This is a genomic window from Romboutsia sp. 1001713B170207_170306_H8, assembly GCF_015550495.1.
Taxonomy (GTDB): Bacteria; Bacillota; Clostridia; order Peptostreptococcales; family Peptostreptococcaceae; genus Romboutsia_E.
Map to the genome: position 1 here is coordinate 260,164 of NZ_JADNAX010000003.1, position 23,174 is coordinate 283,337.

Here is a 23,174-nt window from a genome sequence, read left to right on the forward strand (position 1 = left end):
CTATGTTTATTTTTTATATAAAATTATCTTAAATTTAATAAAGCTCTCTCTAAATCATCAATAATTTCATCATTAAGTTTTATAATTTTATTGTTTATAACTCTGACATAATTCTCTCCTATAGTAAATCCACCTTTTTCTTTCTTTAAAATAAGATTATTTTTCTTACTAAAACTTTTTAAAACCTTATATACTTCAATTTCTTTCCTATTATTCAAATACAACTCATGCATAGTTTCTGCATTTTTTAGTAAATACATAGTAGTATAATTAAATGTAACTGGGCCGTATTCTACTATATCAATAGGACCTACTTTTTCAAACTTCTCAAGATTAAATCTTATATATATATCATCTATTTTAGATTTATTACTACATTTAAGCTCTAAACAATTACCTCTTTTGTATTCATATACATCCTTTATCTTAGCAAAATAATAAATTCCACTATCAGCCTTAAAACTTCTCTTAGATTGATAAAATGCTAAATACTGTACATTAATATCAACCTTAGATAAGGTACTTTTTGGTATATGGTAAAAATTATGCTCTTTATATGCATCAAAATGTTCTTTATCTTTTACATTAACTATCATTACATTTTTATTCTTAAACTTATAATAATCATTTTCTTCATCAAATATAGGATTATTATTTATAGCTTCTATATATGATTCATCTATTAATTTGCATATATGTTTCTTCATAAGTGATGTTGAACCTGGAAGCATAGGTATTGCACCTATATTAACCTTATCTATACTCTTATAAAATTTATGTTCTTTATAAGATTCTTCATCACTACAAGGGAACATTACATATGCTCCATATGTTTCATATTTATAATAGTTCTCATCTTTATTTTCACTAACTATAGAATCTCTATATCTATGCATAACATTTATATCTTCTTCCATAGGTCCTATAACCCCATTGTTATCTATATATAATCTATATTTAGCATCAAATAAATAAACTCTATCAGAATTTTTATCACTCTTTAAACAAAGTACTGTATCTGGTCTTTGATTAGTAGTTGGTAATCCATAATAAGGCTTATTGTACCAAAGTTCTAACTTATTACCTTTATCATTTTCATATATACATTTTGATTTTTTATTCTGTAATAATGATAAAGTTAACCCATTTGAAGTAACTTGTATCATTGATGAATTCTTAGTTTTATAGCCTAATTCTTTTATAATATTATGTATCTTTATATAGCACCAAATCTCATATAAGTTCCAAAGCTTTTTATAATTGATATCATATACACCACTACATATATCAAGGCCCTTGGATAATAAATTATAGTAGTAATACACTTCCTTATATCCACTTGCCATTTTAAATGCTAAAGTCATAGACTTATTACTCTTTATATCGCTTATATCCTTAAAAAATGTATTCAAATGATTATTTAATTTAGATTCATAAAATGATAACTTCTTATAAAAAATATGGTCTTTATTCTTTGATTTCTCTATTTCTTTTTTTACACATTTTATCTTTTTTATAGTTTTGCTTATTATATCCTTTACAAGCTGATTTTCATATATATCAAAAGTTGTTTTCTTTTTTACTTCTACTACATTATTTGAATTTTGATTTTTTCTTTTATGTTTTATAGTATCTTTAACACATATTCTTTTAGCTTTATTTTCATTTTTTAAATTAAGCTCTTTTATAACACCATGCTTAGGATGATTTTCTATTCTCTTAATAGCTTTTTCTAAGTTTTCATAAATGCTGTTAAGTATAGTTATAAACTCTAAGTTAGTTTGATTCTTTACATCCTTTATTTCTACTCTTGAGAAAGTTTTGGAAATAAACTCAAACACTAATGAGTTTATTTCTTCATTTATATCTCTTAGAATCTCATTGTAATCATCCAAGTAATCTAATTTTGATGGAAATACCTGTATTGTAAATGTTAATACTATAGCATTATCCTTTAATACTTTAAATGTAGAATATCCTATGTCTCCGTTAAACTTAAAAGATCCATACACATCTCTACGTCTTGATACTATGTTATCTCTTATCTCTTTGTCTGTATGATATATTTCAAAGTGAGATTTACTATTATTCTCTAAATATATATTATAACTTCCATCTTCAAAAAAACTAGGATACATGAAGTTTGTATCATTAAGTTCTAATTCTTTAAAGCTGTTTAATGAGTAAGTTTCTACATCATAATATTGTGATTCTACACTTATATATGAAGTTATATCTTTATGATTATTAGTAGCTCTAAATTTTTTATTTTCAATATTTCCAGATAAATATATTGTAAAGTCATTTGTTGATATTTTTAATATATCTTTATTAATACCAGTAACTACAGTATCCATCATTTTGATATCCTTTTAGCATATATAGTATTTTCTTAGCACTATTTTCATATCTTACATTTTCATTTTTTATATAGTTTTCTGCTTCTTCTATATCTATCTCTTCTATTACTTTTTTATCACATACAAAGTTGAATAATTTTATTAAAACTTCACATATACTATATTCACTACCTACTATAGCTGGAAGTATTTTTTGCATTATTTGATAATCAAATGCTAAATCATCTTCTAGTAATTGTGATTTTTTATTTTCTATCATATAGAATATGATTTCATCTCTTACTCTATATGCAAATTGTTTTTGTGATATTTTTAGTATTTCATTTATTTCTATTATTTTTTTATTTATAGTTTTTGCATATTCTCTGTATTCTTGCTCTATGTCTATAGTCTTTAGATAACTTGTTTTTAAGAAGTTATTATCAACTTGTAGTGCTTCTTGTTCTTCTTGTATTTCTTCTGGAAATAGATTTTCTAAGTCTACATCGGAAAATTCTATTGTATTTGCTCTATCTAGTACTTTTCTACTAAATTGGAATGTTGTATCATCCATGTTTACTGTTCCTATTATATATAGGTTATCTGGTATATATAGCTTTATTTTATATTCATCTACTATATTATCTGTTATTATTTCTCCATCTACTTTTTTGCGACTTTCTATTATACTTAGATAATCACTTAGATAGTATTCTACTCTTGCTAGGTTCATTTCATCTAAACATACAAAGTATGGTTTATTTTTATTTTCTTCTTTTGATGCTTCGGCTATTACTTTTGTTAAGGTCCCTTGTATAAACTCATCATTTAAATTTTTATATCCTATTAATTCCGTACTATCATTGTAATCTGGCCTTACACTTATTGTTTTAAATTGTTTATTTTCTGATGTTGCTCCTAGTGAATTAGCTAGAAGTTGTACTATTTTTGATTTTCCCGTACCACTTATTCCCGCTAGTATTACAAATGGTTTTGTTTTTAGTGATAGATATAGATTTGATAATTGATTATATTCATATGTATACCCTTTACTCTTAATATATTTCTCTATACACTCAACTAAATATTTTTTATTTATCATATCTGGCTCCGCTACATTTTTTATTTTTCTTCTTAGATATAAAGACTCTAAAGTTTCTAATACTTCTTTAAATTTCAATTTAAAACTTTCATCTTTTATATAGGGTCTTAATACTTCATTCAAACAAAATAGCTCTTCTTCTTCATAAAAATATTGTGATGTATTTTTTAAGAAGTTTTTTATTGGATTATCCTTCGCTATTTTTAGAAGATTCTTTTGCTCTTGTTCATCATAATTTATATTATCTATATTAATACTTAAATCATCTTTAAATTCATCTCTCTTATAAAACTGTTCAAATGATTTTAATATATCATTATCATTTATCTTTAACTTTATATCTCCATCATTATAAAATGCATATAACAATGGAATTTTATAACTCTTAGACATTTTAGTATTTTTCATTTCATTAAAAAAGCACTCTGCCTCATTATTTGTTAAAAATATATTATAATAATATTCCTTATAAATCTCTATCATATTTTCTAGATCATGTAATAAAGCTTCTTCTGAAGGTATTGATCCAAGGTTATACTGTTTATAAAAAATACATCCTTCTTCATACTCTGGTTTTTCTACATTTATGTTATTATCATCTTTAAAATCATATTTATTAAGTTTGCTCCTTAAGTAATCACGCTTCTTTATCATTTCTAACTTAGAATCTTTTTTTCCAAGTTTATTTTGTAAATTCGTATATCCTTGATTTAGAGTTAGATACACTCTCTTCATATCTCTACTAAATAAATATACTATATACACTCCTTCTTGTATTGTTTTTGTTATTTTAGGATTAAATATGGCTATCCATGGATTATATGTCCATCCACCCTTACCACAAGATGACTTAACTTCTAATTCCATGTCTATTATGTTCATTTGCTCTATATCTTTTGTTATTATTTGTTTTGTTTCATTTACTACTAACTGATACATTGAACTTTGTGAGTTACAATTTTCTTCTTTTATCTTTTTTAGATAATCATTCATTATTTTATTTAATATGTCATGTATATTCATATAAATATATCTCCCTTTTGTTACTTACTTATATTCTTTATATTTAATCTTTCCAAATTTAATATTTTTGTATATTTAATTATAATATTTTTACTTAAAAGCATAATTTAAAGCTAGCATTTTATTAGAATGCTAGCTCATATTTTTATGAAACAATATCCTTTAAATATACCTCATCTTCATACCTTTGTGTATTTTTACAATGAGGGTAATTAGTACATCCTAAAAACTTACCCTTAACACCACTTCTAATAACCATATAGCCTCCACAACTACTACAAACTATACCACTTGCAAGTATGTCTGTTGACTTACTTGTAAAATCACACATTGGATAATTAGTACATCCTACAAAGCCTTTCTTATCTGAACCAAACCTCTTAACTAATTTACCATCTATACACTTAGGACATGCAATTCTCTCTTTTAAATTTAAATCATCTACTCTTTCAACATTAATATTGAATTCCTTGATTAATTCATCACAAAATACAGAAGAATTACTTTCTGGAATAACTAAATAAGATGTATTTTTAGTTCTAGTTAAAGCTACATAAAATAATCTACGCTCTTCTGCAAAATCAAAATTATCAGACTTTGTTAATACTAAATCTAACACTGGATCATCTGTCATTTGATTTGGAAATCCTGTTATATTATTTTGCAGATTTATTATAATAACATTATCAGCTTCTAATCCCTTTGATTTATGAGCTGTAAGATAATTTATTGATACATTTGGATATAGCTTTGATTTTATAATAACATCATTTTCTGTTTTTATAACTTTATATAATACATCATTTTCCAATACATTAATATCAAAATTATTTCTTCCTAATATAGTTATACTTGACCCTTCTCCATAATTTTTAACTATATCCTTAATTGCCTTACTTATACCCTTTGATATATCATCAGTATACTGAAGTATTCTTATAGGTACTTTGTTTTGTTTATCTGACTTAAGATTTTTAACTAATTGTATCTTATTCTTCATAACAAATTTACCAGCTATATCAATTAACTGTTGTGAATTTCTATAAGTCTTTTCTATTTTTAATAATTCATAATATCCTACATGCTTTTTAAAATTAGTAAATAAATCTATATCACTACCTGTAAACCTATATATAGATTGCCAATCGTCACCTACACACATAAGCTTAGCATTAGTTTGTCTTTTTATTTCTTTTATTAACTCAAATCTACTTTGAGATATATCCTGATATTCATCTATTATTATATATTTATAATTAAATTTAACTTCATCTTTTCTAACTATTTCAGTAGCTTCAATAATCATATCATTAAAATCTATCTCTAGATTATCTGATAGTGACTTTTGATATTCTACATAAATTGGTTTAATTATATTTAAAAATAATATACTTCTCTCTTTTAAATATGGGCTTTTTATCTGTTTTGCTTTTAATAATAAATCATCAAAATTCTTTAATGTATATCCTCTAGATTTAAATAACCCTATAAATGTAGCTATTAACTTTCTAAATTCTTTAAAATATTTATCTTCTTCATTCTTTATTATAGTATTATATATATCTTCACAATCTACTGATTTAAACTCAATACCCAATTTACTTAACTTTTGCTCTAATTCACTTAATAATCTACCTTCTGAATTATAATAAGAATAAGTTTCAATCAATCTTGTTTTATTTTATTTATGTAATTCTCTTTTCCACTGTATACCTTCTACATACTTTTGCTCTTCTATTTCACTTAACCATGGTGCATTATAATCCTTATTAACACCAAAATGTTCTATATACACATCATAATCTGGAAGATAAAAATCAGGTCTATATATTTTTCTATAGTTATCTTCTATATCATAAGGATACTGATATTCATATATGTATTTTACTCCATTTAAGTAAAGATAGTTAGCTATTATTACCTCTTCTATACTCTTTACTTGCTCTCCATTTATAGTTTTTTTATCTATCTTTAGTTTTTGTTCCTCAGCTTTATTTATATTTTGTAATTCAAGCTTACCTTTTATAGTTGTAAAATTACTACTATTAAAATGTTTATAGTATTCTCCCAAGTTTTCAAAATCATCTAGATCCTTTGGTATATCTATATAACATCCATAGAATCCCATCAAATTATTTAAGTTAGCTTTATCTTTGTATACAGCTTCTTTAAAATAGTTATTAATTACTTTATTTAAACTATCTGATATATCTGGAGACTTCTTTCTTTTTTCTTTTATAATATCTAGACCTAACTTATGGAAAGTTTTAGACTCTACATTAAGTCCTAGTTTTTGAGATATTCTTTCATTCATCTCTTCTGCAGCTTTTTTTGTAAATGAAATTAATAATATTTCTTCTGCTTTTATATTTTTTGCATCTACTAAATATTTAACTTTGCCTGATATTGTAAGTGTTTTACCACTACCTGCTCCTGCTAATACTAAATTATTATCTTCATCAACTACTACTGCTTCTCTTTGTTGTTTATCTAAAGATTTACCATCTATATTATCAAGTAAGTCTTTATGTTCTAGTAGCTCTTTATTAATATAAGTTTTATTATATTCTCTTACTAATTTGTCTAAATTCCTATATATCTCATTGAATTTATTTATATTTACATTATTTAATTTTTTATATTTATTAGTTCTTGTTAGTTTATATATGTCTTTATATTCATTTATAATTTTTACTTTTATAGAATTTGTAAAGTATCCACTTTTAGCTTTTTCAAATTCACTTATGAATTTTTCTATTTTCAGATTTAATTCTTTATAAGTTGAACTTCCCTTTATTTTATTTGATTTTGTATTCCTTATGCTAACTAAAATAATTAAAGCAAAAACATAAATAAAAAATATGTAATATAGCATGTATAATTCTCCCCCGTTGTTAAAATTGTCTTATTTATATTTGTAATGATCTTTGTATGCTATAACATCATTGCAACTAAATCAGTTCCATACTTTTCACATTTTACAGTTCCAAAACCTTTTATATTTTTTAATTCATCTAAATCTTTAGGTCTATTAGAAATAAGTTCTTCCATAGTTTCATTATTAAATACCATAAATGGTTTAATCTCTTCTTTTTTACTAATAGCTAGTCTGTATGATTTAAGTTCTGATCTTAATTCGTCTTCACTTTTTACTTTTATATCTATTTTATCATTTGATTTCATTGAGTATTTTTTATCATAATCATACGTAATTTCTTTATGATATTTCATTAAACACTCTGATATATTCATCATATCTTCTTCTATAAATGTCCAATCAATTTTCTTATTTTTTTGTTCTGCTTGTATTCTTTCTATTAATTGATCATGTCTTATTATCTTTTCACTAATAGATTTTGGAGCATCTTTTTTATTTATTATTGTTTTTGTATTTCCTGTTACTATTAGCGATTCTATTCTTGTTAGTTTAAATTTATATTTAAGCTCTTCTTTTAGAATTTCCTTTATTATGTTTATATGTCTTTCATTTTGAACTATTGGACTATACATCCCCTCTGTTGATACGACTTTTCCATATGAGTTTTTTATACTTCTTATGAATTCTCCATCTTTTGTTATTTTTATGTTCCCTACTAGGTTCTTGCATTCTATTACGTATATGTATTTTGATGTTATTGCTATAAAATCTATTTGTGCTACCATTCCTTTATATTCTATTCTTAGATCGTGTAAGCACACCATTGGTATGAAGCTGTTTTTTAGTTCGTAGTATACGTTGTTTTCTCCAATTTGACCGTATTTTAGCTTTTTTATGTCTCTTTCTATGCTCTTTCTTGTGTTTTCATCGGTTACTTTTAATAAGTTTTCTAGATCTGTTATTTGTTTGTTTTCTTTGTTGTATTCTTTTGTGAATACTGGTCCTGTTATCTCTGTTGGTTTGTTTGTCAGTACTTTTATTGCTCTTTTTAACATTTATTTTGTCCCCTTGATTATTTTTCATAGTTCTCTTTACTTAAAGTTTGTTCTATATTGTAATTATACAATATACTTTTTGTCATTTTTTGTCCTTATTTGTTTATTTGTAGTTATATATTTGAATACTATCAATTTTAATATTAAATATAATCTCTAAATTTTCCCGTTCTAATTGATAAAAAAACGGTTTTCTTCTATAATAGAACGAGAAAATAATATTTTTTACGCCGTTACATTAGCATTAAAGGAGATTGACTATGAGTTTTACAAAGAAGTTACATGAATTTAGTAATAGAGCTGTATCTTTAAAGGATTCTTTATCCACTGAAGAAGCAACAAAAACAGCTTTAATAATGCCTTTCTTTTACTTATTAGGTTACGATGTATTTAACCCAATGGAATTTGTACCTGAGTTTGTGGCAGATCATAGTATAAAAAAAGGCGAAAAAGTAGATTACGCAATTATAAAAGATAATAAACCTGTTATATTAATAGAAGCCAAATCAGTTTATGAAAATCTAGACAAACATACAGGACAGTTACATAGATATTTTACTACTACAGAATCAAAGTTTGCTATTTTAACAAATGGAATTGAATATAGATTTTATACTGATTTAGAAAAAGCTAATATTTTAGATACTACTCCTTTTTTAACAGTTAATTTAGATAATTTAGATGATAAATCTATTGATTTTTTAAATAGATTCTCTAAGAATAATTTTGATGAGCTAGAATTAATTGATACTATATCTAATAACCAAGATTATGATTGTGTATATGAAAGTATTGATAAATTAATTAATCAAGTTCCTGATGAGTTTGTTCAATTAGTGTTGGATAATTTCTATGAAGGTAGAAAGACAAGTGCTATAATTAACAAGTTTAGACCTATTATACAAGATGTTTTAAATAATAAGTTTAATAGCGATTGTACATTAGATGATTCTTATAATGAAATTAGTATAGATAAAACTACAGAGGATAATATAGAAATTCCTAATGATAACATTAAGGAAGAAACTTCTAAAAAATCAGAAAGAGAGCTTTTAGACCTTGAGATTCAAGCTTATGATTTAGTTTTAGATATGTTATCTAAGTATACTGATGTTGATAATATATGTCAAAGAGTTGCTGGGCGTTATTTAGGAGTTCTTTATACTAATAATGTTAGGAAGTGGATTATTAGGTTCCATTTCCATGGAGCTAGTTTATTTATTTCGTTGAATAATGCTCCTAAGGATGGTACTAAGTATAAGATTTCTTGTATTGATGATATTAATGGATTTGAGTTAGATATTGTCAAAGTTTTAAACAATATTTCTAATTAGTTCAATAAGTTATAAAATCAAATAATATCTTCCTTTATTTCCTCATAAGATACTAGAATCCTCATGTCCTCAGGATAACATTCTGAATAAGTTATTACATTATCAATATTTTTTGAATTTACATTTTCAATAAAATCTACTACTATTTTTTCTAACTTATCATACTTCAATCCATCTTCATAATGAACTCTAAGAAGTGGTATTTTTCTTTCAATAGAAAATTCATTTTTTATACCATCTCGTTCTAATTGTCCTTTTAAATCATTACCAAAAGATGTTTCTTTAAAATGAAACTGCCCATCTAACTCTATACTGCAACTAATCTCATTATCATTAAGAATGTCTTTACTTATTGATTTTTCATCTTTAAGAATAACAGCATCTATTCTTAAAGATGATTTATTCTTAAGCCCCTCTACTTTAGCCTCAGTTTTATATAAGTATCCTCGCTCTGAAAGTATTTTTTCTATGTATTCTTCCATAATTGAAGTCTTATGCTTACAACTACATTTTTTATGTGGTTCTTCAGTTTTATAATTTAATATATATAAATATGTACTATTTTTAGTTGTATTAATTTTATTACATTCCTTGCAGATAAAAGTACATGTAGCATTTGCGCTTATGCTGCATTCTACTACTTCTATATTATTTCCAACTTTAATAGCTTTTTCTTCTATATACTTTTTTCTAGCTTCCTTAGTATCTATAAAGTTTATATTCTTTATGCCTAATAATTGCCCTCTAGCTGAAATAGAGCTTTTACTTCTATTAAGTAATTCTGATATTTCTTTTAATGTATATCCTTTATTGTATGAGTCCTCTAAAATTTTATCTTCTTCCTCTGTCCAAAAACAAGCATGTTTTACACCTAGTAATTTAGCTCTACATACAGTTCAACCTATACTTTTATCTATTTTACTGGCTATTTCTAATATAGACTCTCCATTTTCGTATCCTTCAATTATTAATTTATCATCTTCTTCTGTAAAATAATTTGGATACTTTATACCTAAATTATTAGCTCTACTTAAAACACTTATATATGATCTATTTATTTTTATAGCTATATCCTTTATATTAGATTTATTCTTATATCCTTCAATAATGATTTTATCCTCTTCCTCGGTCCAATAATTTATAGAATTTGTTATCCCTAGTCTATTAGCTCTAGCCCATACTGCATCTTTACTTTTACCCAAAATAGTAGATATTTCTTTTAAAGTTTCTCCATTCTTATAACATTCAATAAGAACATCATCTTCATCATTTGACCATCTAGCTTTTTGGGTAGTTATACCTAATAATGCTGCTCTTTGCTGAACAACACCAACACTTCTACCTATTTTATTTGCTATGTCTTTTAACTCATCTCCATTTTTATATCCATGCTTTATTACACTATCTTCGTCTTCTGTTATTAATCTAGGATGTCTAAAACCTAATTCTCTTGCTTTAAATGACACACCTTTGTAACTTTTACCAATTTCCAGTGCTATATCAGATACACTTTTACCTAATTCGTAACCTTCTCTTATTATATCTATATCATTTTCCGTAAAGTACTTTTGGTGAACTAAACCTAAACTTTGAGCTTTTGCAAATACTGCAGATTCTGTTCTTCCAATTTTCCGAGCAATATAATTGCTTGTATACCCTTTAGAATACAAGTCCCTTAATATATTTTCTTCTTCAATATCCCAATAACTATCATGTTTTATTCCTAATCTTTTAGCTCTATTAATTACTCCATTTTCACTTATTCCTAATTTATCAGCGATACTCTTAATTTTTTCTCTATTATTATAAGATTCTCTTAGTATATTATCTTCCTCTTCACTCCAATCATCATTTTTTCTTTTTATTCCTAGTTTATGTAATTTTGAATTTATTGCTTTAATGGTTCTATTAAGCATACTTGAGATTTCTTCTATACTAGTATCAGTATTATATAAATGTAGTAGTTTATTTTCTTCTTTTGACCATCTTTCTAATACACTTAATCCCATATTTTTTACTTTTGAATATACACTACCTTCTGTTCTTCCTTCTAACTTTGTTGCTATATCTTTTATTGTTAAACCAGATTCTATGCCTTCTTTTATTAATTCTTCTTCCTCTTTACTCCACTTAGATGGATGCTTTAAGTTCAATACTTTAGCCCTACGCTGAACAGAACTTTTATGCCTTCCTATTCTATTTCCTATAGATTCATTACTTTCACCATTCTCATAACCGTCTTTTATTATATTATCCTCATACTCTGACCACTCTTTTGATTTTTTTATTTTTAATTTTCTAGCCCTAGATTTTATAGCTCCTTCAGTTCTATTCATCATCTCTACTATTGATTTTACAGGTATGTTATCCTCATATAGTTTTTTTAATAAAGAGTCTTCTTCATCTGTCCATTTACTAGTTTGCATATTATTCTCCTTATTTTTATTAAATACACTTTTTTATTTCAATCTATAACTTACTAAATTGTATAAAGGAATTAGCATTTCTATATACTTATATACAATATCACATATAGAATCTAAACTTTTTATTTCTTCATCATCTGGGTTAAATACCTTACTCAAAGAAGAAAACTTACCTTCACAATCATTACTTATATAAAACTTATGAAACTGACTTATATCATCTTTATCAATATCAAATGTTTTTTCATTTATTGTCCATATAAATCCATGACCTTTTAAATTACTTAGCTCATTTTCTATACTATTTCTAAATCTATCATTTTTTAATCTTTCATATATAGTACTTCTATCAAATGCATCATTAGGAACTGAATGAAATAAATTAACCTCAAATACATCAGCACTTATAGCATATTGAATGCATGCATGTTTTTGAAACCCTAAACCTTCACCTTTATCTGTACCCATATTTAGTACTTTAATTTCAGACTCGGTTTTCCCATATCTAACCCCAAGCCAATCAACTTTTCCATAATTATATGTGCATGGTCTTATTAAAGACGTAATATGATCTTTTCTCCAATGACAATTAATTCCTAATTTTTTAACCTTACTATAAATATTTTTATGTATTTCTAAAATTTTCTCTTTAACTTCTGCTCTACATTTATTTATACTAATATCATCTTTTTTCTCATTTCTAGTGAAAAATGTTTCATAATCACTGTATTTAAAGTAATAGTTAGTAAAATCGTAATCATCTTCATCAAATGGATCCTCTTTCATTTCATTTGCATAAATTCTTTTAGTTATTTTCTTTTGAACTTTTCTTAACTCTTCTAATTCTGATTCTATACTTTCATACTATTTAATAATCTCTTCATCCACTAATTTAGATTTACTGTTACAATGGTCAAAAAATAAATCTACCTTTGTTTTATATAGTGAATTATTTTCAATTTCCATAATAGAATCAAATTCAATATTATTTTCTATACCATTTTGAGTAAAATTAGAAGATCCAAATATTAATTTATTCTTATTTTTACACTCAAATAGATATACCTTTGGATGAAACTTAGCATCAAAAACTATATTTACCTTTGCAATATCTATAAGTTCCTTTAATATTTTACCTTGATTTTTATTTGTAAATTCTGGAGATAAATAAAGTTCTACTCTATTTTTATTTAGATTATTATTCTTTATTAAATCCTTTAAAGTCTTTAGCCCATACTCAGAAAAATATGCAACAGCTATCTTAATTTTACTTATATCTCTAGTACTATTGATTGATTCTTTTAATGTGTTTCCACCATAATAAAGTTGCATTTTATATCCTCCCCCCAATAATTTTTATATGTCTAATTATTTATTTACTTTTTATTCTATATAATTGTTTTATTAAACTAAAAATATATTCTAACTCATCATCATTTGATAATTGTATTTCATAATCACCATTTCCCCAATGGCCTATATTAGTAACATCTCTAGCTATACCTTTACTATCATCTAGCATTCCATATCTCGTATTTAACCATATCTTTAAAGCTTTCTTTTGTAAAAGTATATCTATAATTATCTTATTTTTATATGAAAATCCTATTTCTAACTTCTTAGGTTTTATAGTTATGCTATCATCTAAACTTAATATAAATTCTTTAATAGTATTATATAACTCGACTATATCTTCTGAGGATTTATTTAAATGATCTTCTTATGTATATACTACTACTTCTTTATTAACAGTTTTTATTTGCTCACTCGTTGTAGCTATCGTATTAATAGATTCTGAAGTTTTTGATGGCTTTATGTTATTAAAACTTATAGTATCATTAGAAAATCTTTTTACTTCCCATAATTCAAAAGGTAAGTCCTTGAAATTTATAGATTCTTTTTGATAGTTATTAAATGTTGGAGATACGAAAATAACTTTTGACTGACTCCAGTCTACATCTTCTCTTTTTAATGATTCTTTGCAGCTTTCATTATATTCAAGTATAAATTCAGCTTTGTTGTTTAACATTAACGATAAGTATGCGTATCCTTGATCTATTACACTAAAGTTAGATATCTTTTTATATTCAATAATTACAAAGGATTTATTACTTTCATCGAATGCTAGTGTATCTAATCTAAAGTTGTTAAAGTTAAACTCTCTTTTTACAAATTTTAATCCAAATATATTTTCTAAATTATTTTCACATAGTTTATGAAGCTCTATTTCTTTTTTAAATGGCTTTTCTTTTATTTCTTCCATTTTATTATTATTTATTTGATATAAAAGCATTAACATTTATCTCCTTATAATTGCTTGTCTATTTTATTATAATTATATTTTATCATATATAATTATTTATCTATACTTAGACATGAAAATAAGTGTCAGCTATGCTAACACTTATTTTTATGGTAGAAGTTTATATTATTAATTTATAATTTATACCTTCAGTAAGTATTATAGTATCATCTATGCTATCTTTATAAACTTCTCTTAAGAAGTTTCCACATTCTTTGCTACCAAAAGGATACATATTTTCTTTTACAGCTTTATTAAAAAAGTTATTTAACATTCCCATATAAAAATTCTCCTTTATTTTCCCTTATATATTCTATAGTTTAATTTTTTTCCTTTTATTTGAACTATATTTTCTTCACTCATTTCTATAAGTCTACTTCCTATAGCTTCATCAATTTGTAACAAAGAATTAATATCGTATTCACTGCTAATTATCATGGGTAAATTATTTAAATATCTGTAATTTACTATTTCAAAGATAATGTTAATATCACTTTTAGAAATATTACCCTTGAATAAGTCATCTATTAAAAGTACTTTTGCTCTTTGGTATCTTGAAATGTATTTTTTATAATATTCTTCATCTAGAATGTTTTGCTTTATTTGTGTTATAATATCCCTAAAAGGCATATAAATAACGCTTATTCCTTTACTTAATAATGTGTTAGCTATTGCCATTGACAAGTGAGTTTTGCCAGAACCTACTTGTCCAACTAATATAATTGAGCTTATCTTATTGATAGCTCTTTTATTTTTGCTATTATCAAAAGCTCTTACAAAATCTTTGCTGTAATTTACTACTTTTGTATAAGCTCTTAAAATTTCACTATCTATTTCATATTTAAAGCTTTCAAATGTTTTTTCTCTAAACTTTTCACTTATTCCACTTTTTTGTAATATAGTTTCTGCTATTCTTATATCCCTACATTCACATGGTATTGCTTCATCTTTATTTAATACAAATAACATATCTCTGCATTTATCACATTTATACATCTGTATCCCCCATTTAATTGATTGCACTTAATGACCTTGCATAAGCTAAATATTCTTCACTCGGTTTAGAGTAGTTTACTTTTTCTTCTTCAAATTTTAAGCTTCTTATATTCGAGCTTTTATTTATTTTTTCTTGAAGTTTATATGAATCTAAATCTTCTATACTTCTTATATTTTTATCCTTCCATTGATTGATAATTCCTTGTACATAACCTTTGCTACATTTTCCTTTATTAGTTGCTATTTCTATTGCTTTTTTAAATAAGAGTAAATCTACACTATCAGATATTTCGATTAACCACTGAGAAACTATTCCATTAATTACGCCTATATTTTCTGTGTATAACTTTGCATACTTACTTAAGTCATTGCTATTTTTAAGTATTTCTTTTTCATTTTCTTTTTGTTTTTCTTTTTTATTTTCTTTTTGTCCACCTAACGTTAACGCTACGTTATCATAAGCATTATCAAATAGTTCTTTTATTTCTTCTTTTCTTATATGTTCACTTATAACTTTCAAAAGCTCTACATCTTTTACTTCTAAAAGTTCTTTTTTAATACAATCTTTAATTGGACGTCCTGAGTTAGTAAGATTAAATCTACCCCATTTAGTAATTGCAATTTCATAAGTGCTTTTATTGTAGACTATTATTTTTAAATCATTTTCAAATTTTTCTAATGTTTCTTCTACTATATTCATTGGTAAATCTAGATCATATGCTATTTGCTTTTTGGTTATTTTATAAATTCCGATTTGTGTTGTATGTTGATTAGTTAATAGATATACAAAAATTAATTTTTCATTGCTGTTCATACATTCGCTGACTTTAGGATTTACCCATATTTCACTTCTTACATGTCTATATAAAGCCATGATTTTCTCCCATCTTTTTATAAGTTTTATGATAAGTTACTTACTTCTAAAAATATTTCATCTACGTCTTCTAATGTTAAATTTAATATTTTAATAATTTTTGTAACTTCATCTAATGTAAATTTAGTCCTACCATTTTCCTTATAATTGTATGTTTTTGGATTTAAGTTCAATTTTTCTGCTACTTGTACTTGAGTCAATCCTTGTAACACCCTTTTTGATTTAAGTATCCTCAGTCCCATTTTACCCTCCTATATGGTTTTTAAGTTTAAGTTTTTATCCCCTAGTTGTAATTAAATAGTAGTACCATTTTTTTACAGTGTCAATTAATTTTCGATAATTTTATTACTTATTTTCTTATAATTTTATTTAATATTCCCATTTATACCATTTTTATTACTTTTTTGTAATCTTATGTTATCATTGTAATATATTACTAAATCTAGTCAAATTTACTCATAGGGGGTATGAAGTTGGAAACTATTGCTCAAAGAATAAAAAAAGCTAGACATAATTTAGATTTAAAGCAAAAAGAATTAGCTAAGAAAGCCAATATAACTGAGTCTAATTTATCTAGATACGAAAATGGATTAACTGAACCTAAATCAGCAGTACTTTCAAGACTTGCTGATGCATTAGAAGTTTCTATTGATTATTTATTAGGGATTAGTGAGTTTCAAAATCATAATGAGTGCGATATAAGTAAAAAATCTGAAAAAGATCTAGAAGAAATTTTAAAAAATACACAAGAAATGTTACAACAAGATGGTTTAATGTTTTGTGGTAAACCTGCTTCTAAAGAGGCTATTAGTACAGTATTGAATTCTATAAAAATAGGTATGCTTTTAGCTATCGAAGAAGAAAAAAATAAGTAAAATACCAAGACTCAAAAGAGTCTTGGTATTTTTTTATATTTAAACTCTATTAGCTAATTATGTGATAAATAATAAAAATAGATAGACATATTGGAATTTCCATTGTCTAGCTACTTTTATATAAATTATTTCGCAATATATTAATATAGTGAACTAATATATTATAAATCTTTAATTATACTTGGATTTTCAAATACACTATCTAATTTTTTAATAAAGGGTATTACTTCACCAAAATCTAATGCACGATGGTCAAATGCTAAGCATATAGGTAGCACCTTGCGAATACCAATAGTCTTTTCACTACTTTCATTAATGTATATTCCTGGTTTTTCTAAAATTGCACCAAATCCAATTACACAAACTTGTGGTGGTATAATATCTAACATAGCAATAGCACCTTTTTGTTCCCTATATGTAGAACCAATATTTGATATAGTTATAGTACCAATTTTTATTGGTAAGTTAGATTTATTTTTATCCTTATTATCTTTAGAAATTTCATGTTCTCCACTTATTATCCTATCTATAATATTATAGTTTATTTTATCTGAAAATGATTTAGATAAAGCTTGTGTATCCATATTTGAAATTTTTTCACCTAAATCTTTGATATGTTTATTTATTTCACATAAAGACATTTATTCAATATTATTTATACTTATCGTCATCATTTTTCCACTTGGTAAAATCCAAGGCATATTCACATTAATCTCCTTAATAGTTCGAATTTCTCCTTCACCAGTACTTTGATTATATGATATGTGAGAGTTTAGTTTTGGAGCAAACTTTAGCCCCTCTGAAAATACTTTTAACATTAATGAATTAATAGAGACATTTTTCAAAGAACTATATTCTGTTTTTAATTTTTTAAATTAATCAATAAAATCTGTAACATCTGGCTCATACATATAAGATACATGAGGTATATTCTGCCATGATTTAGTTGTCATATAATATATAATTTTTCTTTCAACCGAAAATTTTTCTATATTACTAATTGTTAATTTGCTCATAATAATTCTCCTTGTATATTTTTTTGTATTAATTATGATATTCACTTCTAAATAAAATATACTTTACTCGCATTATATAACAATTACGAACTATCTTATATTGCTTGTATTATGTAATTTATTAAATAATACAAGCAATAAATATTATTAAAAGTTTCTTAGCTTTAAGCTAATTCAATATATCTATTCCTAATAGTGTTTATAGTTATACAAGTTTCTTTAGTTGCTAAATTAATCAACATATCCTTAATTTTGTTACTCTTCTTATTATTTTTATTTATTATATCTTCCCAACACATGATAAATAAAAATCTTATCATTTAATTAAATAATAAATAAGGAGGTAGATTTTATGGCAACTGAAACAATTAATGCTTCATCTTTAAAATTAAGATTTGATAAAGGATTAGGTGATAATGGAAAGGCACTTATAGGCACTAAAACTTATTCCAATCTAAAGGAAGATGCTTCATCTGATGACATTTTAGCTGTGGCAAAAGCAATAGAAGGTTTGCAAAAGCATACTTTGTATGACACATTAAAACTAGACTCAACATCTATATTATAAAATTTAAATAAAATAAGGAGGTAATAATTTATGGAAGCAAGTAAAAGATTGGTAATGACGTTTAAATCTGCAGGAGGGAACACAGTTAATTTAACAGTAGATGATCCAAAGGAAAGTTTAACAGAAACGCAGGTAATAGATGCTATGAACTTGATTATAGAAAAAAATATATTCTGCCCAGGAGAAGTAGATTTAAAAGAGGCAGTTAAGGCAAGAGTGGTTGAAACATACGCTACTGAATATGACCTTAAGTTATAGGAGGTAGAAAAATGGAAGCTGACTTTCTAACTATCATAGCAAATGTCGGCTTTCCAATTGCCCTATCAATGTACTTGTTGGTTAGGATAGAAGGAAAGCTTTTAGTGCTCTCTGATAGTATAAATGATTTATCCAAGACACTTTCAAAGCTTAGAATAGAGTAATTTAAAAGTAAAAATTGTGATTTTGTTAAAAAGTTTGTAAATACAAAATTTAACAGCTTTCTATAATAATATTAAATTATTATAGAAAGCTGTTTTTTATAAAAAAATAAAAGAGAAATTTTTACAGTATCCACCTCAGTCGTCTTAACCTAAACAGATTTTATAACTGTATTATTTATTTCAGGTTTATCTTCTTTTGTTTTATTTGTTTTAGATAATGTTTTTTTATAAAACACTGCAAAACATATTAATGTAGTTAAAGCTGCTATTATATCAGCAACTGGTTCTGCTAGCAATACACCAAATAATCCATCACTTGTAAAGTTTGGTAATATAAATATTAGTGGAATTAATAATATTATCTTTCTAAGTAAAGCTAAGAATAGAGAAATCTTTGCCTGACCTAATGCTAAAAATGTCTGTTGGCAAGCTATTTGAGCTCCAAGTATAAATATTGCTGCGAAATAAACTTTAATACTGTCAGATGTTATCTTTAATAATGATGGATCACTGTTAAATATTTTAACTACAAACTCTGATGAAGTCATAAGTAATATATATGCACCTGATGTAAATACTAAAGATGATATTAAACATACTTTAAACGCCTTCTTTACTCTATCTATATTGTTCGCACCAAAATTGTAACTTATTATTGGCTGAGCTCCCTGTGTAAGTCCCGTAAGAGGTAATATAGTCATCTGCATTATACTGCTCATAATCGTCATAGCTCCAACAGCTAAGTCTCCACCATACTTAGATAATTGAGTATTTAGTGAAATTAGTACAAGACTTTCTGTAGACTGCATTATAAAAGGTGCCATTCCTAAGCCTACTATTGACCCTACTATTTTTTTATCTAATTTTAGATTTTCTTTTCTTATTTTAAGTATACTATTTTTTCCAAACAAGAACTTAAGTACCCATATTGCAGAAACTGCTTGAGATATTAATGTTGCAAGTGCTGCACCTTTAACGCCTAAATTTAAACCAAATATAAATATTGGATCTAATACTATATTTATAATAGCACCTATTGTTACTGTCATCATTCCTATTTTAGCAAAACCTTGAGTATTTATATAAGCATTCATTCCAAGTGCAATTTGAACAAATACTGTTCCTATTAAATAAATACCTATATAATCCATACCATATACTAAAGTTTTATCACTTGCACCAAATGCCATTAATATAGGCTCTTTAAATAAAGTAAATACTATTGTTAGTATGATTGCAATTATAATTAATAAACTAAAACTATTTGCCATTATCTTTTCTGCACCGTCATTATCTTTTTGACCCATTCTTATAGCAGCAAGTGGTGCTCCACCCATACCTACTAATGAACTGAATGCAGATATTAATAAGATTATAGGAAACGCAACTCCTACACCTGCCATAGCTAAATCGCCACTCGGCATTCTACCTATAAATATTCTGTCAACTATGTTGTATAATACATTGACTATTTGAGCGATTATAGCTGGTGCTGATAATTTTAACATTAATTTACCTATGGAGTCTTTCCCCAAATCAGCATTTTTTTTACTCATTTTATTCCTCCTCCAATTATTAAATTTTATACATTATAAATAATATTTCATATTTACTATAAAAGATTTTTTTTCATTTTATCTAATACTTTATTGAAAATAGCTAACTCATCTTTGTCTATACCTTTTAATATAACTTCTGTTGTTTTATTTCTATTTTCCTTCAATAATTTCACTATAGGCTTTGCATCTTCTTTTAGTATTAAACGAGTTATTCTTTTATCTTTTTCATCTTTTTTTGTATCTATATATCCCTTTTTTATAAGGGAATCTACAGACCTACAAACAAGAGATTTAGATATTTCAAAACTCTCTGCAATTTCTGCAGCTTTATCATATACCTCCATATCTAATGCTACAAGTATATCTATCTCGTTAGGAGATAATTTATACGAAGATATTACACTTCTATTTTTTCTTTTTAGTTCTTTTATTATGGTTGCAAACTTTATTATATATTCTTCCATAGTAGCTTCTCCTTAAAATAGTTTACTTGTTAACTATTGTATGCTTAATTAGTTAACTTGTCAACTAATCAAATACCTTATTATTATAAACTAATAAAAATTTATCATATCTACCAAATATACCTATATAAAAATAGCTACTTTATAAGTTGCAAAACCTATAACTGTAGTAAGTCCACTAGATAATATAAATCTTGTAGATTTTGCTAATGCCTTAGTCATTGCTTCTTTTGGTTCATATCCTTCTTATATCATTTCAGAAAATCTGTGTAAAAGTAATATGGAATAGTCCATAGACACTGCTAATTACAGTACATTTCCTGCTGCATTTGTTACAAAGGATATTGTTCCAAATATTAAATTTGTACCTTGATTTAATTTAATTGCTATACCTATACTCCCAAGAAGTAGTATTGGTTCAAACCATGATGTTAATGTTAACATCAGTATTGCTAAATATAGTGGAATAATAAATAATATTATTTTACTTACTTCTTTAGTTGTAGCTTGTGTTGCTATTGATGTATTTACTGCAGAACCTGCCATGGAGTTTTCATCTCCAATTAAATTTCTAATCTCATTTACTGTTTTAATTCTTTTATTTTCATCTATTGTAACTGTATATAAAGCCTTATTATCTTTATAATAATTTTCAACTACCTCTTTAGACAATGTTTCTAATGGTGTATCTAAGTCAATTACATCATCTAACCAGGTTACTGACCCCCTCTATTTTCAGTAATTTCTCCTTCATGCTTTTGCTTATGATAAGCTTAAATCTGATACCATTACTCTAGCATTTGGTATGGACGTACCATATTCCTTATCCATAACATCTAATGCTATTGATGAAGTTGCTTCATCTGGTAAGTAGTTATTCATATCGTAGTCAATCTTTACTTGTTTACTACAAAACATGTAAACTATTACAGATATAGTAAATCGGACTATAATCAATAATAATACTTATGTTCATATATGAACACCAAAATAACAAACCGTATTTTAATAAACATTTTTTTGAAATCTGTTTATTTTTGAAAGGAGATTTATGGAAAAGAAAATAGATCGTAGAATAAAAAAACAAGAAAATAACTTTAGGATGGCTTTACAGCTTTATTACTAGAAAAAAGTATTAAAGATATAACTGTAAAAGAATTATGTGATAAAGTTGACTTGAATAGAGGAACTTTTTATCTTCACTATAAGGATATTTATGATATGGCTGAACAGTTGGAAAATGAATTGTTAAGTCAATTAGAGAATATTTTAATCATTGGATGGTTTTATTTAATACAAATAAAATTGATAAATTTGAATATTTTTATAATTTTGTAGTTTCAGGTTCTATTGGCATTATTGACGCTTGGCTTAAAAATAGCTTAAAAGAAAGTCCTGTGGAAATTTCTGTTATTGTGGGAAAAATTATTCTTAATGGGTTTAATATAATAAAATAATAAAATAATATAATAAAAATAACCATATTTTAGTAGTTTCAATATTTTACATTCTAAAATGTAGTTATTTAATTTGTTATATTATTCGTAATTGTTAAATATTGTATAATAGTGTAATATAATATTAATTAAAATTTTATAAATAAGGGGTATTTTATGAGTCTTATAGAAGAAACAACAAATATGGGATTTGATTTTAATTTAATTTTAATTAGTATTATGCAATTATTAAATATGGCTATTAATCTTACAATCAAGATATTAGTTATATACATTATGTACTTATTAATATGTGCTTTAAAAAAATACTTAAATAATAAATAAGTTTATTATTCCTATAAGCAAGTTTGTAATATTAATATATTATGTACTAAAAAGTATTATTAAAGAGGGCTATTGTTAGCCCTCTTTAATAATTTCATATTCTTTATCACTTTCTATAGGTATTTTCTCAATAACTTCAAAATCATCTATTGAATTATTA

Annotated in this window: 28 protein-coding genes and 2 pseudogenes; 7 read left to right on the forward strand and 23 right to left on the reverse strand. The window is 25.2% G+C overall.

Going from position 1 to position 23,174, the window contains the following annotated elements; genetic code table 11:
• Window positions 1-23: 23 nt before the first annotated feature.
• The 5 genes from I2A66_RS08305 to I2A66_RS08325 all read right to left on the reverse strand — a co-directional run bounded on the left by I2A66_RS08305 (window position 24) and on the right by I2A66_RS08325 (window position 8,397).
• On the reverse strand, window positions 24-2,360 hold the full coding sequence (locus tag I2A66_RS08305) for a DUF2357 domain-containing protein (RefSeq protein ID WP_147515897.1): 2,337 nt from the start codon (window positions 2,358-2,360) through the stop codon (window positions 24-26).
• The gene (locus I2A66_RS08310; protein WP_147515896.1) at window positions 2,332-4,464 is read right to left on the reverse strand and encodes an MrcB family domain-containing protein; all 2,133 of its coding nucleotides are present in this window, start codon (window positions 4,462-4,464) and stop codon (window positions 2,332-2,334) included. The genes I2A66_RS08305 and I2A66_RS08310 overlap by 29 nt, the downstream gene beginning before the upstream one ends.
• A 145-nt stretch (window positions 4,465-4,609) precedes the next feature.
• On the reverse strand, window positions 4,610-6,133 hold the full coding sequence (locus tag I2A66_RS08315) for a UvrD-helicase domain-containing protein (RefSeq protein WP_195251415.1): 1,524 nt from the start codon (window positions 6,131-6,133) through the stop codon (window positions 4,610-4,612).
• A gap of 12 nt (window positions 6,134-6,145) precedes the next feature.
• Window positions 6,146-7,339 carry a UvrD-helicase domain-containing protein gene (locus I2A66_RS08320; RefSeq protein ID WP_195251416.1) on the reverse strand — a complete coding sequence of 398 codons (1,194 nt, stop codon included), beginning with the start codon at window positions 7,337-7,339 and terminating at the stop codon, window positions 6,146-6,148.
• A gap of 59 nt (window positions 7,340-7,398) precedes the next feature.
• Window positions 7,399-8,397 (reverse strand): NERD domain-containing protein, encoded by a 999-nt coding sequence (locus I2A66_RS08325; protein WP_195251417.1) that lies wholly within the window; start codon window positions 8,395-8,397, stop codon window positions 7,399-7,401.
• A gap of 260 nt (window positions 8,398-8,657) precedes the next feature.
• Here I2A66_RS08325 and I2A66_RS08330 point away from each other — a divergent pair, with 260 nt between their 5' ends.
• The gene (locus I2A66_RS08330) at window positions 8,658-9,731 is read left to right on the forward strand and encodes a type I restriction endonuclease (protein WP_147515893.1); all 1,074 of its coding nucleotides are present in this window, start codon (window positions 8,658-8,660) and stop codon (window positions 9,729-9,731) included.
• Between the two features lie 17 nt (window positions 9,732-9,748).
• Here I2A66_RS08330 and I2A66_RS08335 read toward each other — a convergent pair whose 3' ends face one another.
• The 10 genes and pseudogenes from I2A66_RS08335 to I2A66_RS08375 form a co-directional block, all read right to left on the reverse strand.
• Window positions 9,749-10,213, reverse strand: a complete 465-nt coding sequence (locus tag I2A66_RS08335; RefSeq protein WP_195251418.1) for a hypothetical protein — start codon at window positions 10,211-10,213, stop codon at window positions 9,749-9,751.
• A 414-nt stretch (window positions 10,214-10,627) separates the two neighbouring features.
• Complete coding sequence (locus tag I2A66_RS08340) at window positions 10,628-12,157, reverse strand: hypothetical protein (RefSeq protein ID WP_147515891.1); 1,530 nt, start codon at window positions 12,155-12,157, stop codon at window positions 10,628-10,630.
• Window positions 12,158-12,190: 33 nt separating this feature from the next.
• A complete protein-coding gene (locus tag I2A66_RS08345; protein ID WP_195251419.1) occupies window positions 12,191-12,943 on the reverse strand; it encodes a hypothetical protein in 753 nt (250 codons plus the stop codon).
• A 78-nt stretch (window positions 12,944-13,021) separates the two neighbouring features.
• On the reverse strand, window positions 13,022-13,489 hold the full coding sequence (locus tag I2A66_RS08350; protein ID WP_195251420.1) for a phospholipase D-like domain-containing protein: 468 nt from the start codon (window positions 13,487-13,489) through the stop codon (window positions 13,022-13,024).
• 40 nt (window positions 13,490-13,529) lie between these two features.
• Window positions 13,530-13,865: pseudogene (locus tag I2A66_RS17170) on the reverse strand (DUF5655 domain-containing protein); the annotation flags it as partial.
• 12 nt (window positions 13,866-13,877) lie between these two features.
• Complete coding sequence (locus I2A66_RS17175) at window positions 13,878-14,450, reverse strand: hypothetical protein (protein ID WP_243238693.1); 573 nt, start codon at window positions 14,448-14,450, stop codon at window positions 13,878-13,880.
• Between the two features lie 130 nt (window positions 14,451-14,580).
• A complete protein-coding gene (locus I2A66_RS08360) occupies window positions 14,581-14,739 on the reverse strand; it encodes a hypothetical protein (RefSeq protein WP_195251422.1) in 159 nt (52 codons plus the stop codon).
• A gap of 14 nt (window positions 14,740-14,753) precedes the next feature.
• Entirely contained in the window at window positions 14,754-15,455 is a 702-nt protein-coding gene (locus I2A66_RS08365; RefSeq protein ID WP_147515889.1) for an ATP-binding protein, read from the reverse strand.
• 13 nt (window positions 15,456-15,468) lie between these two features.
• Window positions 15,469-16,329 carry a DnaD domain protein gene (locus tag I2A66_RS08370; RefSeq protein WP_147515888.1) on the reverse strand — a complete coding sequence of 287 codons (861 nt, stop codon included), beginning with the start codon at window positions 16,327-16,329 and terminating at the stop codon, window positions 15,469-15,471.
• Between the two features lie 26 nt (window positions 16,330-16,355).
• Entirely contained in the window at window positions 16,356-16,571 is a 216-nt protein-coding gene (locus I2A66_RS08375; RefSeq protein ID WP_147515887.1) for a helix-turn-helix transcriptional regulator, read from the reverse strand.
• Between the two features lie 225 nt (window positions 16,572-16,796).
• On the opposite strand from I2A66_RS08375, the gene I2A66_RS08380 reads away from it, so the two are divergent.
• On the forward strand, window positions 16,797-17,204 hold the full coding sequence (locus I2A66_RS08380; protein WP_147515886.1) for a helix-turn-helix domain-containing protein: 408 nt from the start codon (window positions 16,797-16,799) through the stop codon (window positions 17,202-17,204).
• A gap of 161 nt (window positions 17,205-17,365) precedes the next feature.
• Here I2A66_RS08380 and I2A66_RS17180 read toward each other — a convergent pair whose 3' ends face one another.
• From I2A66_RS17180 to I2A66_RS17000, 4 genes and pseudogenes are all read right to left on the reverse strand, one after another.
• Window positions 17,366-17,845, reverse strand: coding sequence for a 2-oxo acid dehydrogenase subunit E2 (locus I2A66_RS17180; RefSeq protein WP_243238695.1), 480 nt, complete (start codon window positions 17,843-17,845; stop codon window positions 17,366-17,368).
• Entirely contained in the window at window positions 17,846-18,022 is a 177-nt protein-coding gene (locus tag I2A66_RS17185) for a hypothetical protein (protein WP_243238696.1), read from the reverse strand.
• A 57-nt stretch (window positions 18,023-18,079) separates the two neighbouring features.
• Window positions 18,080-18,220 carry a hypothetical protein gene (locus tag I2A66_RS17190; RefSeq protein WP_243238697.1) on the reverse strand — a complete coding sequence of 47 codons (141 nt, stop codon included), beginning with the start codon at window positions 18,218-18,220 and terminating at the stop codon, window positions 18,080-18,082.
• Between the two features lie 164 nt (window positions 18,221-18,384).
• A pseudogene (locus I2A66_RS17000) lies at window positions 18,385-18,501 on the reverse strand (IS1595 family transposase); the annotation flags it as partial.
• 71 nt (window positions 18,502-18,572) lie between these two features.
• On the opposite strand from I2A66_RS17000, the gene I2A66_RS08390 reads away from it, so the two are divergent.
• Genes I2A66_RS08390 through I2A66_RS08400 form a run of 3 tightly spaced genes read left to right on the forward strand, consistent with a single transcriptional unit; the run spans window position 18,573 to window position 19,210 of the window.
• On the forward strand, window positions 18,573-18,788 hold the full coding sequence (locus tag I2A66_RS08390; RefSeq protein ID WP_147515885.1) for a DUF1659 domain-containing protein: 216 nt from the start codon (window positions 18,573-18,575) through the stop codon (window positions 18,786-18,788).
• Between the two features lie 30 nt (window positions 18,789-18,818).
• Window positions 18,819-19,046 (forward strand): DUF2922 domain-containing protein, encoded by a 228-nt coding sequence (locus I2A66_RS08395; RefSeq protein WP_195251423.1) that lies wholly within the window; start codon window positions 18,819-18,821, stop codon window positions 19,044-19,046.
• Between the two features lie 11 nt (window positions 19,047-19,057).
• Window positions 19,058-19,210: a YvrJ family protein gene (locus tag I2A66_RS08400; RefSeq protein WP_147515883.1), complete on the forward strand. Its 153-nt coding sequence runs from the start codon at window positions 19,058-19,060 to the stop codon at window positions 19,208-19,210.
• 149 nt (window positions 19,211-19,359) lie between these two features.
• Here I2A66_RS08400 and I2A66_RS08405 read toward each other — a convergent pair whose 3' ends face one another.
• The 4 genes from I2A66_RS08405 to I2A66_RS17200 form a co-directional block, all read right to left on the reverse strand.
• A complete protein-coding gene (locus tag I2A66_RS08405; protein WP_147515882.1) occupies window positions 19,360-20,766 on the reverse strand; it encodes an MATE family efflux transporter in 1,407 nt (468 codons plus the stop codon).
• A 56-nt stretch (window positions 20,767-20,822) separates the two neighbouring features.
• Window positions 20,823-21,233, reverse strand: coding sequence for a MarR family winged helix-turn-helix transcriptional regulator (locus I2A66_RS08410; protein ID WP_195251424.1), 411 nt, complete (start codon window positions 21,231-21,233; stop codon window positions 20,823-20,825).
• A 306-nt stretch (window positions 21,234-21,539) separates the two neighbouring features.
• Window positions 21,540-21,905, reverse strand: a complete 366-nt coding sequence (locus I2A66_RS17195) for an MMPL family transporter (RefSeq protein ID WP_243238698.1) — start codon at window positions 21,903-21,905, stop codon at window positions 21,540-21,542.
• A gap of 90 nt (window positions 21,906-21,995) precedes the next feature.
• On the reverse strand, window positions 21,996-22,151 hold the full coding sequence (locus I2A66_RS17200) for a hypothetical protein (protein WP_243238699.1): 156 nt from the start codon (window positions 22,149-22,151) through the stop codon (window positions 21,996-21,998).
• 338 nt (window positions 22,152-22,489) lie between these two features.
• Between I2A66_RS17200 and I2A66_RS17845 the strand changes: the two genes are divergently transcribed.
• Window positions 22,490-22,690 (forward strand): TetR-like C-terminal domain-containing protein, encoded by a 201-nt coding sequence (locus tag I2A66_RS17845; protein WP_442970885.1) that lies wholly within the window; start codon window positions 22,490-22,492, stop codon window positions 22,688-22,690.
• Window positions 22,691-22,846: 156 nt separating this feature from the next.
• The gene (locus I2A66_RS08425; protein WP_164488969.1) at window positions 22,847-23,014 is read left to right on the forward strand and encodes a hypothetical protein; all 168 of its coding nucleotides are present in this window, start codon (window positions 22,847-22,849) and stop codon (window positions 23,012-23,014) included.
• Window positions 23,015-23,174 lie beyond the last annotated feature (160 nt).